The following is a 13,574-nucleotide window of genomic DNA, read 5'->3' as shown; positions in this document are numbered from 1 at the left end:
TGCCTGTCAAGCCCTAAGCCGACAGAAGGGCTCTAGCCTCACGTACTTGGTGCCCCCGGCAGGATTCGAACCTGCGACACCCGCTTTAGGAGAGCGGTGCTCTATCCCCTGAGCTACGAGGGCTTACCTTCCCCGGTCAGGCTACCTGACAGTTCGCATGCAGGGCGGCGGGGCCTGCGGGCAGTTCTGAAGAGGTGACCTGCACGGCTGCGATCAGTGCTACTATGTTACCCATAGTAGTCGACCGCCACCGTCGATGACGGGCGGTTCTCGGCACTACCGTCTCCGGCAACCGACAGGACGGAGCCGGAGTGCGTACGTACTACGACGAGGATGACTACGAGGGTTACGAGGCCGGGCAGGACCTGCTGGTCCGCCGTTTCACCACCTGGGCGGCCGCGCAGGGGTGCGAGATCGACCCGTACGCCGTCATCTCCGCCCTTGAGTTCCGGCACACGTCGATCGATGGGCGGCTCGCCTACTGGACCGCCGCCCTGGTCCGGGACTTCCTCCTCTCGTATGTGCCGCGCACGCTGTCGGCCACCGCCGATGATGCCGTGCTCGTCCCCGGGACTTTGCGCCTCTTCCTCCGGTACCTGCACGAGACCGAGCTGGTCGACGCCACGGGCGACCCCCTGGCCGACCTCGAGGAGGCCGTTGCGAAGGCGTCGTCCGAGTTTCCGCCGCCATGGCCGACCAGCGCAACTTCGGTGTCGGCAAGTTCTGGGTGATGACCGCGATTACGACGCCGGACTCGTCGCCGACATAGCCGCCAGGCATGTCGGTGAGCAGGGTGGACGGGCGCTTCCGCAGCTTCCGGTGGCGTTGCCGGCGGAGGCGGAGCTCGTGGATGCCGCAGAGCGCTCTTCGCTCGTGGTCAAGCTGCGGACATTCGCCGAATGGGTGGGCGACGGCCGGACGTTGACCGGTACCGGCACCCTCAAACTCGCCGACGCCCGTGAGCTCGTGGCACTACTCGACACCGGTGACCGGCTCGAATGGGAGCTGGGCGGCGAGGTCCAGCGCGTCCGCAGCAGCGCCGATCTGCCGAACCTGGCCATTCTCTTCGAACTCGCGAAGCGCGCGCGGATCGTACGGGTCGTCAAGGGCAAGCTGGTTCGCGTCGCGAAGGCGGCGCCGCTCGTGAAGGACGCTCTCGCCTTGTGGACGGCCGCGTTTGACGCGCTTCCCGAGCGGGGAGTGCTGGTCAAGGATGGCCCCGGCTACGCCGTGCTGCTCGACGACTGTCTTGACTTCGTGCTGCCGGATGTGTTCAACACGATCTACGGGATGCCGGAGCCGATACCCGTGGTGCGGCTCGCCGAAAGTGCCTGGCTGGCCTGTTTGGAGAGCACTTACGTCGATCTTGCACCCTCGATCGAGCCGCTCTGGCGGGACGGGCTCGGCCACGGGTTCCGGCGGTTGCTCACCAAGCTGGCCGAATTCGGTGCGGTCGCGCTGACCACGGGACCGGCCGATCCGATGTACACCATGGACCTGGTGCCGGAGAACGCCGAGCTCTCGCCGGAAGTCCAAGACCGCTTGCGTGGCGCCCTCGATGCGCCGTCGGTCGAGCTGGTCGCCCTCACGCCGCTCGCGACCTGGGCGGTCCGGGAACGGCTGCGGAGAGAGGGCCGGTTCGTACCGGTGGTGGGTGAGCTTGCTGTCGCCACTCCGGCGGCCATGCTGGGCGTAGTCGCGGAGCATTACAGCGAAGAGACAGCCGCGGCGGAGATCGACGGCTGGCTGGCTGCGCACGGTGGCCGGGACGCGGGGCTGCCGCTGCTGCTGGACGCCGTCCGCCGGTGCCCGTTCCGCACGCGGGCGTCCGTCATGCTCGAGATCCTCGTCGATTCCCTTCCCGACGGCGACGCGGTACTGCATGATCTGCGCGTTGAACCGGGCTTGGGTCCGATCGCGATTCAGCTGCTGGTCGAGCGTGGAGCACTTGCTCTCGAAGAACTCGATGCACGCGAAGGTCTGCTCGCCATCACCGAGCAGTTCCTCGTATTGCTGGAGACGGCCGGTCCGGAAGCGACGGCCGCGACGTTGGCCGAGGTGCCCGCTGATGAACTCGCTCACCTCGCGGAAGCGATGCCCGCGTCAGGCCACCCGGACCGGGTGGGGCTCGCGGAGTTGGCCGAAATGTTCGAGGCGGTCCGGCCCGTCCGCAACGTTCATCCGCTCGGAGGGGTGACCCGATCCCAGAGCAGCAAAGGGAAGGGTAGGAAACGCCGTCGCTGACTGGGCGTCCCGGATAGGGTCCCCCTGTGGGGACCAAAGGCGAACGCCGGGCGGCTCGTGAGGCGGTTTCCGCCTACCACGAGGCGCGGCTCGCCGAACTGGTTGCGCACGTGGCGGAGGCGGTCGACCGCCACCGGGCTGGGGAACTGGACGCCTTCGAGGTCGACGAGGTGATCCATCAGTACCACCGCGCACGGCAAAAGCTGTGGGCGTTCTGCGAGCTGTCCGGTTCGAACGCCGAAATCACCGTGCACGTCCTTCACCGCATGGCTGACGAGGGCGAAACCATCGACTGGTGGGAGCGAGGCACGACTCGGCGTCGTGGGTGATCACGGGCGACCCGACTCTCGTCGTCACCCAGGTGAGTGGTTCTTACCTGTGACCTACAGCGGGCTTACACCCGGCCGGACGGCGCACCTGACCTGACCTGGACGGACCAGTCGGTCACCTGGTCGTGTCTGGTTTCGAACTGCTGAACAACAGTAGGTAACCTTCGTTAACGGGACGCGGGGAGCCGCCTCCTACTGGCTGTTGCGGAGGGCTTCGTTGATCAAGCTCATGTTCGCCGACGACGAGGAACTGGTGCGCTCGGGGTTGCGCGCGATGATGTCCGGGGCTCAGGACATCGAGATCGTGGGCGAAGCCTCCGACGGCAGATCCGCGGTGGAGGTCGCGCGGCGGTACCACCCGGACGTTGCCCTGCTCGACATCAAGATGCGGGCTCCGGACGACGGCATTCGCGCCCTCAGGGCCATCCTCGCGCTGCCCGATCCGCCCACCGTTGCCATGCTGACCACCTTCGACATCGACGAATACGTCAGCCTCGCTCTCAGACTCGGCGCCAACGGCTTCCTCCTCAAGGACATCGATCCGGCCGCGCTGCTCCGGGCCGTGCGGGACCTGAGCCGCGGCGGGGCCGTCCTGGATCCGGGGGTGGCCGCGCGGATGGTTCAGTCCCACCGGGACGAACAACGCGCTGCTCAGCCCGCCCGGAAGCTGCTCGCCTCTCTGTCCGAACGCGAGCGTGAGGTCGTCGCGCTCATCGGGCAAGGGCTTTCCAACGCCGAGATCGGCGGGCGCCTGCACCTCTCCGAAGCCACCGTCAAGGGGTACGTCTCCGCCGTGCTCTCCAAGATCGGCGCCGCCAACCGCGTGCAGGCCGCTCTGCTGGCCTACCGCGGGGGCCTGCTCGACCAGTAGATGCTGCTCACGGCGCTGGAGTTCCTCGGGCTCGTCGCCTTCGCGGCGTCCGGGGCGCTCGCCGCCGTGCGGGCCCGGCTCGACGTCTTCGGCGTGGTCGTCGTCGGGCTGACCACCGCGCTCGGCGGCGGTGTGATCCGGGACGTCCTGCTCGGCATCCACCCGCCCACGACGCTGCGGAACTGGCCCTACCTCGCCGTCTGCGCGGCGACCGCCCTCGTCGTCTTCGGCTTCCACCCGCAGGTCGCGCGGCTTCGACGCGGGGTGCTGCTCGCCGACGCGCTCGGGCTCGGCGTCTTCGCCACCGCCGGGACGACCATCGCCCTCAACGCCGGCGCCCCCGCCTACGCCGCGTGCCTGATCGGCATGACGACCGGGATCGGCGGCGGGGCCGTGCGGGACCTGCTGCTCCGGGAAATCCCGCTCGTCCTGCGGAAGGAGATCTACGCCGTGGCCGCGCTGGCCGGCTCGGTGCTCGTCGCCGTCGGTCACGCTGTGCACCTGCCCGAGGGGCCGGTGACCGTCGTGGCGGCCGCCGCAGTGGTCACCGTGCGGATGGTCGCGCTCTGGCGGCACTGGAACGCCCCGGTCGCGCGGGCACCGGAGTGAGGATTCTCTTTGTGTGTTCTGTGTGTGTTCTTAGGCGAGTCTCAGCACGCTGAGTAAAACTGTCGCCATGCGCATCCTTGTGGTGGACGACGACCGCGCCGTCCGTGAGTCGCTCCGGCGGTCCCTGGAGTTCAACGGCTACCAGGTCGAGCTGGCCAGCGACGGTGCGCAGGCGCTGGAGGCGATCATCGCCGACCGGCCGGACGCGATGGTGCTCGACGTCATGATGCCCCGGCTGGACGGCCTCGAGGTGGCCCGCCGCCTGCGCAGCACCGGCGACGACCTGCCGATCCTCGTGCTCACCGCCCGCGACACCGTCTCCGACCGGGTGTCCGGGCTGGACGCCGGCGCCGACGACTACCTGCCGAAGCCGTTCGCGCTGGAAGAGCTGCTCGCCCGGCTGCGGGCGCTGCTGCGCCGCGCCAGCCCGGACGCCCATAACGGCCAGGCGTCGGAGATCCTGTCCTTCGCGGACCTCACCCTCGACCCGGGCACGCGGGAGGTCCGCCGCGGCGGCCGCGAGATCAGCCTGACCCGGACCGAGTTCGCACTGCTGGAACTGTTCCTTTCCTACCCGAAGCACGTCCTCACGCGGGGCCGGATACTGGAGGAAGTATGGGGTTACGACTTCCCGACGTCGGGCAACGCGCTGGAGGTCTACGTCGGCTACTTGCGCCGCAAGACGGAGGCCGAGGGGGAGCCGAGGCTGATCCACACGGTGCGGGGAGTGGGCTACGTCCTGAGGGAAACCCCGCCGTGACCGAGCCCGGCGACCCCCGCGGCACGCGCTGGGGGACCCGCCGGTTCTCGCTGCGCGGCCGGGTGACGCTGCTCGCCGCCGCCTGTGTCGCCGGCGCCGTCGCGCTGGTGTCGATCGGCGCGTACATGGTCGTCAGCAACAACCTCTACCAGCAGCTGGACGACAGCCTGATGGCGCGCGCGCAGGCAGCCGTCGCCTCGCCGCAGGTGCAGACCGAGCTGCGGCAGGTCCCGGGCGCCTTCCTGGCCAGTGCCGACCTGCAGATCGGGCAGCTCACGGCCGCGCCGGACGTCCAGCACGCCGTGATGACCTACCCGCTGTCGAGCTCGGCGCCGCCCTTCGACCAGCACGAGCTGGACGTCGCGAACGGCGACTCGCCGCAGTCCCTGCGGACGGACTTCCGCACCGACAGTCGTGTCGTCGCGCTGCCGTCCGGGCACGGCGAAGCGATCGTGCTCGCCCAGTCGATGGGGCCGACCAAGCGCACGCTGAACGAGCTCGCGCTGGTGCTGTTCCTGATCGGCGGCGCCGGCATCCTGGTCGCCGCCGCCGCGGGCACCGCCGTCGCGCGGGCCGGCCTGCGCCCGGTCGACCGGCTGACGTCGGCCGCCGAGCGCGTCGCCAAGACCGGCGACCTGCGGCCGATCCCGGTCAGCGGCGACGACGAGCTCGCGCGTCTCACCACGACGTTCAACACGATGCTCGGCACGGTCGCGGACTCGCAGGAACGCCAGCGCCAGCTGGTCGCGGACGCCGGCCACGAGCTGCGGACGCCGTTGACGTCGCTGCGCACCAACCTCGAGCTGCTGCTCGCCGCGAGCAAGCCCGGCGCGCCGCCGCTGCCGGACGAGGACCGCACCGACATCGTCGCGGACATCAGCGGCCAGCTCGACGAGCTGACCCAGCTCATCGGCGACCTCGTCGAGCTCGCCCGCCAGGACGAGCCGCGCGAGCGCTTCGAGCGCGTCGAGCTGCTGGACGTCGTCGAGCGCGCGCTGGACCGGGCGCGGCGCCGCGCGGGCGAGATCAACTTCGACGTCTCGCTGCAGCCGTGGGTGCTCACCGGCGACAACAGCTCGATCGAGCGCGCGGTGCTGAACCTGCTGGACAACGCGGTGAAGTTCTCGCCGCCGGACGCGACGGTCTGGGTGCGGCTGTACCCGCTCGGCGACGGCACCGCCGTGGTCGAGGTCGCCGACGCCGGCCCGGGCATCGCCGAGGAGGACCTGCCCAAGGTGTTCGACCGGTTCTACCGCTCGTCGGAGGCGCGGACGCTGCCCGGTTCCGGCCTCGGCCTGGCGATCGTGAAGCACGCGGCCGAGCGCCACGGCGGCGCCGTGTATGCGGCGCGCGCGCCCGAGGGCGGCGCGTTGATGACGATCCGGTTGCCGGGGGCGCCCGGCTGATCCGGACGTTGTCGGGACGCCGTGGCGGTGTTGTTAGGCCGGGGCGTCCCGCCTGCGCCGTGACCTGCCATGGTGAAGTTCATCCCCGCCGACTCTGCGGATCCTGTGTTGAATCGTGTAGGATTTTGTGTGGTTGGGGTGTGACGGGGACGGAGTTGACCATTGCTGGCGCGTCAGCGACAGGCGGTGATCCTGGAAGAGGCACGCCGGACCGGTGCGGTCCGGGTCAGTGACCTCGTGACCAGGCTGGGCGTGTCCGACATGACGGTGCGCCGCGACCTCGACGTGCTCGCCGGGCGCGGGCTCGTCGAAAAGGTCTACGGCGGCGCCACCTCGGTCATCGGCAAGAGCACCGACGAACCCGGGTTCGAGGCCAAGTCCGTGCGCCAGCGCGCGCAGAAGGAAGCCATCGCCGAGCTGGCCGCGACGCTCGTCCGGCCCGGCACCGCGATCGGCATCTCCGCCGGCACCACCACGTGGACGCTGGCGCGGGCGCTCGACGCCATCCCCGGGCTCACCATCGTGACGAACTCGATCCAGGTCGCCGACGTGCTGCGCGGGTCGACGCAGCCGGACCGCACCGTCGTGCTCACGGGCGGGGTGCGGACGCCGTCGGACGCGCTGGTCGGGCCGGTCGCAGTGCACAGCCTGCGGTCGCTGCACCTCGACGTCGTCTTCCTCGGCGTCCACGGGATGGCCGAGGGTCCGGGGTTCACCACGCCGAACCTGACCGAGAGCGAGACCGACCGCGCGCTGGTCGAGGCCGGGCGCAAGCTCGTCGTGCTCGCCGACCACACCAAGTGGGCCACCGTTGGGATCTCCACGATCGCCGACCTGGACGAGGCCGACGTCGTCGTCACCGATGACGGAATTCCCGACGATGCCAAGGAAATCCTCGCCGAACGGGCGGGGGAACTCATGATCGCCGAGACGGCGGAGACGGACGAGGCCGAAGAAGCGTGAAGCGCACCGTACGACACCTGGCCGACGGCCGGGAGATCATCTACTTCGACCAGCCCGGCGCGCCCGACCGCGTCGCCGAGGACACCCGCGACCTGCCGCCGGTTTCGGCCGCTTCGGAGATCCGGCTGGACCCGCTGACCGGCGAATGGGTCGCGATGGCCGCGCACCGGCAGACGCGGACGTACAAGCCGCCGGCCGACCTCTGCCCGCTGTGCCCGAGCAAGCCCGGGAAACCCAGTGAGATCCCCGAAAGCGACTACGACGTCGTCGTCTTCGAAAACCGCTTTCCTTCTTTCGCCGAAGACGTCATCGGCGAGCCGTCCACTGTGGACGGCCTCGGGCTGGTGCCGGTGCGGCCCGGCCGGGGGCGCTGTGAGGTCGTGTGCTTCACCAGCGACCACGACGGCGCTTTCTCGCGGCTGAGCGCGAAGCAGGTGCGGGCCGTTGTCGAGGCGTGGGCCGACCGCACCGCCGCGCTGTCCGAAGTGCCCGGTGTGGAACAGGTCTTCCCGTTCGAGAACCGCGGCGAGGAGATCGGCGTCACGCTTTCGCACCCGCACGGGCAGATCTACGGCTACCCGTTCGTCACGCCCAAGACCGAGCGGATGCTCGACGTCGCCCGCGCCTACCAGGCCGAACACGGCCGTCCGGTGCTCGGCGACGTGCTGGCCGCCGAGCGGAAGTCCGGCGCGCGCGTGGTGGCGTCCGGCGAGCACTGGACGGCGTACGTGCCGCCGGCGGCGCGCTGGCCGGTCGAGGTGCACGTCGTGCCGCACCGGCAGGTGCCCGACATCCCCGCGCTGACCGACGCCGAGCGCGACGACTTCGCCGACGTCTACCTGGACGTCCTGCGCCGCTGTGACGCCCTGTACGACCGGCCGCTGCCGTACATCGCGGCGTGGCACCAGGCGCCGGTGCGCCGCGACCGCGAGCTCGGCTGGCTCCATCTGGAACTGTTCTCCGTGTTGCGCTCCAAGGACAAGTTGAAGTACCTGGCGGGGTCCGAATCGGGCATGGCCGTGTGGGTCAACGACGCGACGCCGGAGCAGATCGCGGAAAGGCTCCGCGCCGCGGGCTGACCCCGGCCATACTCATCTCCGATGCACAGGTTCGGCTCAGGAACCTCTCAGGACCGTCCCGCAAGGTGATGACATGACCGAGAACGACCCCAGCGCGCACGACCCCGCGGCGCCGCGGCACCCCGAGACCGGCCAGCAGGCCGCTCAGGGCGGCTGGGCGGGGAACCCGTTCGGCGAGCAGGCCACCCCCGAGACCGGCGGCACGCCGCAGTACTCGGCGCCGGAGCCGTCCTACCACGCGGTGACCGGGGCCGATCCGTCCTACGGGGCGCAGCAGCAGCCGCACCCCAACCCCTGGTCCGCCCAGGGCGCGGGCGCGGCGCCGGGCCAGACCCAGCAGAGCGTCTACCCGAACCCGAACCCGTATGCGCAGCCCGGCACGTCCGGCTACGGCGCGGCGCCCGTGCCGCCCAACCAGCCGAAGCGCTCCGGCGGGAAGATGCTCGCCGGCGTCGCGCTGGTCGCGCTGCTCGTCGGCGGGATCGCGGGCGGCGCGGTCGGGTACCTCACCGGCGGCTCGTCCGGCGGTCCGGCCGGCAACGCGCTCGACGCGCCGAAGCCGGCCCAGCAGACCGGCAACGCCCCCGCCGGCTCGGTCGAGGCGGTCGCGCAGAAGCTGTCGCCGAGCGTCGTCGAGCTGCAGGTGAGCGGGCAGCAGGGGGCCGGCGAGGGCTCCGGGTTCGTCATCAGCACCGACGGCTACATCCTGACCAACAACCACGTGGTCGAGGTCGCCGCGAACGGCGGTCAGATCCAGGCCGTGTTCCAGGACGGCAAGAAGGCCGCCGCCAAGGTCGTCGGCCGCGACCCGACGACCGACATCGCCGTGGTCAAGGTCGACGGCGTCAACAACCTCACCCCGGTGGAGATCGGCCGCTCCGACGACCTGAAGGTCGGCCAGTCGGTCGTTGCCATCGGGTCGCCGTTCGAGCTGGCCGGCACGGTCACCTCGGGCATCGTCAGCTCGCTGCACCGCCCGGTGCGCGCGGGCGGCGGCCAAGGCGGCCAGGAGACGGTGATGGACGCCGTCCAGACCGACGCGGCGATCAACCCGGGCAACTCGGGCGGTCCGCTGTCCAACATGTCCGGCCAGGTCATCGGCATCAACTCGGCGATCTACAGCCCGCAGTCGGCCAGCCAGGGCCAAGGCCAGGGCGGCTCCGAGAGCGGCAACGTCGGCATCGGCTTCGCCATCCCGATCGACCAGGCCCGCCGCACCGCGAACACGATCATCAAGACCGGCCAGGCCGTGCAGACCTACATCGGCGCGCAGGTCACCGACGCCCCGCAGGGCGGCGCGCAGCTCGGCGCCATCACCCCGGGCAGCCCGGCGGAGAAGGCCGGCCTCAAGCCGGGCGACGTCGTGACGAAGATCGACGACCGCAACATCGACAAGTCCGACACGCTGGTCGCCGCGATCCGCACCCGGGCGCCGGACGAGAAGGCGAAGTTCACCCTCTCCGACGGCCGCACGATCGAGGTGACCCTCGGCGGCCAGCCCGTCCCGGCCAACTGATCCCGTCCAGACGCTCGGCCGCCCTGGTGCGGCCGAGACCAGCATCGGCTCGACCTCCGCAGTTTTGGGGCCGGACCCACAAGGCCACGCGCGACCCAGGCATTCGTTGCCGGTCGCGCGTGGCCGCATTTTCGGCCCCGGTCAGGTGCCGGCCGGGGTGTCCGGTGGGGCATCACGCGTGTCTGATGGGGCGTCTCGCGTGATTGGGGAGGCATCACGTGTGTCTGGGGAGGCATCTCGCGTGATTGGAGGGGCATCACGTGTGCTTCGGCGGACGACACGGTGGAGCGGTGGGGTCAGCAGGGCCGCCAGCCAGACTGCGGCCAGGGTCAGGGCCAGGCCGAGGCCGGGGTTGCCGTCGTGGAGGCCGGGCATCGGCGGGGTGCCGTACGGGCGCCAGAGCAGCGGGAACGCCAGGATCAGCAGCACGCCCGTGAGAACCGTGGCCGTGACCACCGGGACCCGCCACGGTGGCCGGAGGACACGGGCGAGGGCGAAGCCGAGCACCGCCGTCAGCGGGGCGACCACGCCGTCGTTGACGAGCGGGCCGCCGACGATCCAGCCGACCGTCCCGAAGACGTCCGGGCGCAACGGCAGCGCGTACTCGGCGAAGAGCACCACACCCCACGCCAGCGCCGCGAGGCCCGGCAGGGCGAGCAGAGCGCGAGCGGTCTTCACAGCGCCTCCAGTTTCGAGACCCACTTCGTCTGCAGCACGCCGGGCCGGTTCGGGGCGATGATCCGGCACGGGAAGCCGTGGTCGAGGTCGAGCTCTTCGCCGTTCAGCTCCAGCGCGAGCAGCGTCAGCTCGTCGGCCGTGTGCTCACCGGGCAGGACGCTGACGCCGTACAGCCCGGAACGCTCCAAAGAGGACACCCGTAACGCCGTGCCCGGTTCGGCTCCGACGGCTTTCAGCAGCGTGGGCACGGAAATCCCGCGCCAGGTCGCCGACTGGCTCCAGCCTTCCACGCACGCGATCGGCAGCTCGGCCGTCGTCTGCGGGAGGGCGCGCAGCTCGTCCAGCGAGAACTTCCTCGTGCCACGCGGAGTCACGACCGAGAGCTCCCAGGACGCCGACCGCGTGACGCCCGCGGCCGCCGCCGTCCGGTTCACCGGGAGGCCCTGCGTGCCCTTGCCGGTTCTCCACGACAGGCCGGAAACGCCGCGCAGGAACGGAACGGTCGCGCCGGCGGTGGCGACGACCGCGACCCCCGTCGCGAGCCCGGTGGTGCGCAGGAACCCGCGGCGGGACAGCCCGGCGGCCGGCTTCTCCTCCGCCGCCGGTGTGCCGCGGCTCAGCGCGCGGCGGATGACCGGCAGCTTCACCGCGACGTGCACCAGGATCGACCCGATCGCCAGCCACGCGACCGCGTAGTGCACCTGCGGGAAGTAGAACCCCCACGGGTAGTTCTGCGCGACGTTCAGCAGCCCGGTCGTCAGCTCGAAGAACGCCGCGCCCGAGAGCACCAGGATCGAGAGCCGCTCGAGGGCGTGCGGCAGCGAGCGCACGAGCGGCCGGCCGAACAGCTTCGGGTAGACGCTCCACAGCTTCGCCAGCAGCAGCGGGATCGACGCGATCCCGGAGATCACGTGCAGCCCCTGTGTGACGCGGTAGAGCCCGACCGGGCGGCTCGGCCAGAAGAACCACTCGGGCGGGTGCTGGATCAGGTGGCTGATCAGGCCGGTCACGAAGCACGTGGTGAACGTGACCGCCAGCGCCAGCCCGATCTTCGACGTCACGCGTTCGTCGTGCGCCGGCGCCTTGAAGTGTTCTTCCTCGGGAATCGGCAGTTTCACGATCGCTCCAGCCGTGCGAACCAGCGGTGCCCGTGCCGGGTCGTCCAGTCGACGCGCAACCCGGCGCGGAGGGCGACTTCGGCGATCGCGTCCACGCCGACCCACGCCCAGGCGAACCACGCGACGTCGGCGTGCCCGGGCCGCAGCCGGACGCGCTCGTGCCGCAGGCCACGGCCGGGCGGCTCCAGCTCGACGAGCACGTCACCCTCGCCGTCGATCAGCCCGGCCGCGCGCCGCAGCAGGGCGACCGGGTCGCCGCCGATGCCGATGTTGCCGTCGGCGAGCAGGGCGTGCCGCCACCGGCCCTCGCCGGGCACCCGGTCGAAAACGTTGCGGCGCAACGCACTTCCGCCGCGACGGCGCGTCAGGCGCACGGCGGTCCGCGAACTGTCCACACCCAGCGCGACGACCCCGCGTTCGGCCAGCGCGGCGGTGAGCCGGCCGGGGCCGCAACCGATGTCGAGCGTCGGGCCGGAACAGGCGTCGAGCAGCACCTCGTCGCCCTCGGACCGCGCGGTCCAGCGCTCCACCGGCAGCTCGATCCGTTCGCCGTCGGCGAGTTCGAGCCAGCAGTGGTGACCGAGCAGGCCGCGGTCGAACTCGTTGCCGAGCAAGGTCGTCATCACGCGACCGCCCGGCCGTCGACCACCGCGACAGCGCGGGCGAACCGGCCGTCCGGGCACAGCGCCGCCACCGCGCGGGCGTCCGCCATGGTGTCCACATCGGACAGCCGGCCGGCCCGGTGCGGCCGCAGCCCGCACGTGACCAGGGCGCGCACCGTGCGTTCGCCGGTGTCGTCGCGGGACATCGGAACGCCCGCGAGCACCTGCGCGTGCCGCGGCTCGGCGAGCCCGAGTGCCCACCAGCCGCCGTCCTCGGCCGGGCCGAGCACCGAGTCGTGCCCGCCGTCGACGACCGGAGCCGCCGCCGCGGCCAGGGATGCCGGGGTGACCTGCGGGGTGTCCATGCCGATCTGGAGGATCGGGAGACCCGCGTGCACCGCGGCGGCGTCCGCGTGGGCGTTGGCGAGGCGGGCGCCGAAGTCCCAGCCCCGCTGGGGGACCACGGTGGTGCGGCGCAGCGCCGAGCCGATCTCGGCGGACCGCGCGGCAGCGTCGAGGTCGCCGGTCATCGCGACGACGGGCGCGGCGCCGGGCACCGCGCACACGGCGTCGAGCGTGTCGAGCAGCGCGGCCGCGGCGATCTCCGCCGACTGGGCGGGTGTCGCCGGCGGGCAGAGCCGGGTCTTGGCGAGGCCGGGCACCGGCGCCTTCGCGACGACGAGCAGCACGAACCGGACGGTCATCGCGCCAGCACCCGCCCGAAGTCGCGGACCGCGCGCAGCGTGCCCCGCACCGAGCCGGACACCTTCGACTTCGTGCCCTTGGCGCGTTCGCCGTAGCGGACGTCGAACTCACGGACCCGCCAGCCGGCCCGCTGGGCCTTGATCAGCAGCTCGAGCGGGTACCCGAACGCACGATCGGCGACGCCGAGACCGAGCAGCGCCCGCCGGTCCGCGGCGCGCAGGGGCGCGATGTCGCGCACCGGCAGCCCGCGGCCGCGCAGCAGCAGCGCCAGCACGACGTTGCCGGCCCGCGCGTGCCAGGGCCACACGCCGGGCCCGGTCGGCACCCGCCGTCCGACGGCCAGGTCGGCGCCGGACTCGACCGCGGTCACCAGCCGCGGCAGGTCGCCGAGGTCGAGGGACCCGTCGGCGTCGGCGAAGCACACGATGTCCGCCGTGGCCGCCTCCAGGCCCGTGTGCACGGCCGCGCCGTACCCGCGGCGCGGTTCGTGGACGACCTTCGCGCCGAGCGAGGCCGCCACTTCGGGCGAGCCGTCGGCTGAACCGTTGTCGACCACGATCGCGCGGTAGCCCGGGGGCAACCCGGCCAGCACACTCGGCAGAGCACCGGCCTCGTCGAGGCAGGGCAGGACGACGTCCACTCCTGAATCAGTCACGGCGCCGACCGTAAGTCCACCGTGGACCGTGGGAAACCC

The 13,574-nt window shown here is 71.5% G+C and carries 15 protein-coding genes and 1 tRNA gene; 10 read left to right on the top strand and 6 right to left on the bottom strand.

The features are described from left to right. Positions 1–47: 47 nt before the first annotated feature. A tRNA-Arg gene (locus tag ACWEN0_RS03585) sits at positions 48–123 on the bottom strand. 188 nt (positions 124–311) lie between these two features. On the opposite strand from ACWEN0_RS03585, the gene ACWEN0_RS03580 reads away from it, so the two are divergent. The 10 genes from ACWEN0_RS03580 (at position 312) to ACWEN0_RS03535 (ending at position 9,777) form a co-directional block, all read left to right on the top strand. Continuing rightward, positions 312–731, top strand: coding sequence for a hypothetical protein (locus ACWEN0_RS03580; RefSeq protein WP_451968579.1), 420 nt, complete (start codon positions 312–314; stop codon positions 729–731). Positions 732–846: 115 nt separating this feature from the next. Beyond that, complete coding sequence (locus ACWEN0_RS03575; RefSeq protein ID WP_451968578.1) at positions 847–2,244, top strand: hypothetical protein; 1,398 nt, start codon at positions 847–849, stop codon at positions 2,242–2,244. Positions 2,245–2,270: 26 nt separating this feature from the next. After that, on the top strand, positions 2,271–2,573 hold the full coding sequence (locus ACWEN0_RS03570) for a hypothetical protein (RefSeq protein ID WP_451968577.1): 303 nt from the start codon (positions 2,271–2,273) through the stop codon (positions 2,571–2,573). 217 nt (positions 2,574–2,790) lie between these two features. Next, positions 2,791–3,444 (top strand): response regulator, encoded by a 654-nt coding sequence (locus ACWEN0_RS03565; RefSeq protein WP_013230063.1) that lies wholly within the window; start codon positions 2,791–2,793, stop codon positions 3,442–3,444. Then, positions 3,445–4,053 carry a trimeric intracellular cation channel family protein gene (locus ACWEN0_RS03560; RefSeq protein ID WP_451968576.1) on the top strand — a complete coding sequence of 203 codons (609 nt, stop codon included), beginning with the start codon at positions 3,445–3,447 and terminating at the stop codon, positions 4,051–4,053. A gap of 67 nt (positions 4,054–4,120) precedes the next feature. Further along, positions 4,121–4,813: a response regulator transcription factor gene (locus ACWEN0_RS03555; RefSeq protein WP_451968575.1), complete on the top strand. Its 693-nt coding sequence runs from the start codon at positions 4,121–4,123 to the stop codon at positions 4,811–4,813. Next, positions 4,810–6,219, top strand: a complete 1,410-nt coding sequence (locus tag ACWEN0_RS03550; protein WP_451968574.1) for a HAMP domain-containing sensor histidine kinase — start codon at positions 4,810–4,812, stop codon at positions 6,217–6,219. The genes ACWEN0_RS03555 and ACWEN0_RS03550 overlap by 4 nt, the downstream gene beginning before the upstream one ends. A 162-nt stretch (positions 6,220–6,381) precedes the next feature. Further along, positions 6,382–7,182, top strand: coding sequence for a DeoR/GlpR family DNA-binding transcription regulator (locus ACWEN0_RS03545; RefSeq protein ID WP_451968573.1), 801 nt, complete (start codon positions 6,382–6,384; stop codon positions 7,180–7,182). Then, on the top strand, positions 7,179–8,261 hold the full coding sequence (gene galT, locus ACWEN0_RS03540; protein ID WP_451968571.1) for a galactose-1-phosphate uridylyltransferase: 1,083 nt from the start codon (positions 7,179–7,181) through the stop codon (positions 8,259–8,261). The genes ACWEN0_RS03545 and galT overlap by 4 nt, the downstream gene beginning before the upstream one ends. Positions 8,262–8,334: 73 nt before the next feature. Next, complete coding sequence (locus ACWEN0_RS03535; RefSeq protein WP_451968569.1) at positions 8,335–9,777, top strand: trypsin-like peptidase domain-containing protein; 1,443 nt, start codon at positions 8,335–8,337, stop codon at positions 9,775–9,777. A 141-nt stretch (positions 9,778–9,918) separates the two neighbouring features. Here ACWEN0_RS03535 and ACWEN0_RS03530 read toward each other — a convergent pair whose 3' ends face one another. The 5 genes from ACWEN0_RS03530 to ACWEN0_RS03510 are packed head-to-tail and all read right to left on the bottom strand — an operon-like array spanning position 9,919 to position 13,520. Further along, positions 9,919–10,455, bottom strand: a complete 537-nt coding sequence (locus tag ACWEN0_RS03530) for a hypothetical protein (protein WP_451968568.1) — start codon at positions 10,453–10,455, stop codon at positions 9,919–9,921. Further along, positions 10,452–11,573, bottom strand: a complete 1,122-nt coding sequence (locus ACWEN0_RS03525; protein WP_451968566.1) for a molybdopterin-dependent oxidoreductase — start codon at positions 11,571–11,573, stop codon at positions 10,452–10,454. Before ACWEN0_RS03525 ends, ACWEN0_RS03530 begins: the two co-directional genes overlap by 4 nt. Further along, on the bottom strand, positions 11,570–12,196 hold the full coding sequence (locus tag ACWEN0_RS03520; RefSeq protein ID WP_451968565.1) for a methyltransferase domain-containing protein: 627 nt from the start codon (positions 12,194–12,196) through the stop codon (positions 11,570–11,572). Before ACWEN0_RS03520 ends, ACWEN0_RS03525 begins: the two co-directional genes overlap by 4 nt. Continuing rightward, positions 12,196–12,879, bottom strand: coding sequence for a TIGR04282 family arsenosugar biosynthesis glycosyltransferase (locus tag ACWEN0_RS03515; protein WP_451968564.1), 684 nt, complete (start codon positions 12,877–12,879; stop codon positions 12,196–12,198). The genes ACWEN0_RS03520 and ACWEN0_RS03515 overlap by 1 nt, the downstream gene beginning before the upstream one ends. Further along, a complete protein-coding gene (locus ACWEN0_RS03510; protein WP_451969840.1) occupies positions 12,876–13,520 on the bottom strand; it encodes a glycosyltransferase family 2 protein in 645 nt (214 codons plus the stop codon). Before ACWEN0_RS03510 ends, ACWEN0_RS03515 begins: the two co-directional genes overlap by 4 nt. Positions 13,521–13,574 lie beyond the last annotated feature (54 nt).

Source organism: Amycolatopsis sp. NPDC004378, from assembly GCF_053602455.1.
Note: the sequence above shows the minus strand (reverse complement) of the source record. Positions and strands in the feature narration are given on the sequence as shown.

Coding starts and splice junctions, on each gene's coding strand:
- ACWEN0_RS03560 (WP_451968576.1), top strand. CDS start 3,445: ATGCTGCTCACGGCGCTGGAGTTCCTCGGGCTCGTCGCCTTCGCGGCG.
- ACWEN0_RS03555 (WP_451968575.1), top strand. CDS start 4,121: ATGCGCATCCTTGTGGTGGACGACGACCGCGCCGTCCGTGAGTCGCTC.
- ACWEN0_RS03535 (WP_451968569.1), top strand. CDS start 8,335: ATGACCGAGAACGACCCCAGCGCGCACGACCCCGCGGCGCCGCGGCAC.
- ACWEN0_RS03520 (WP_451968565.1), bottom strand. CDS start 12,196: ATGACGACCTTGCTCGGCAACGAGTTCGACCGCGGCCTGCTCGGTCAC.
- ACWEN0_RS03515 (WP_451968564.1), bottom strand. CDS start 12,879: ATGACCGTCCGGTTCGTGCTGCTCGTCGTCGCGAAGGCGCCGGTGCCC.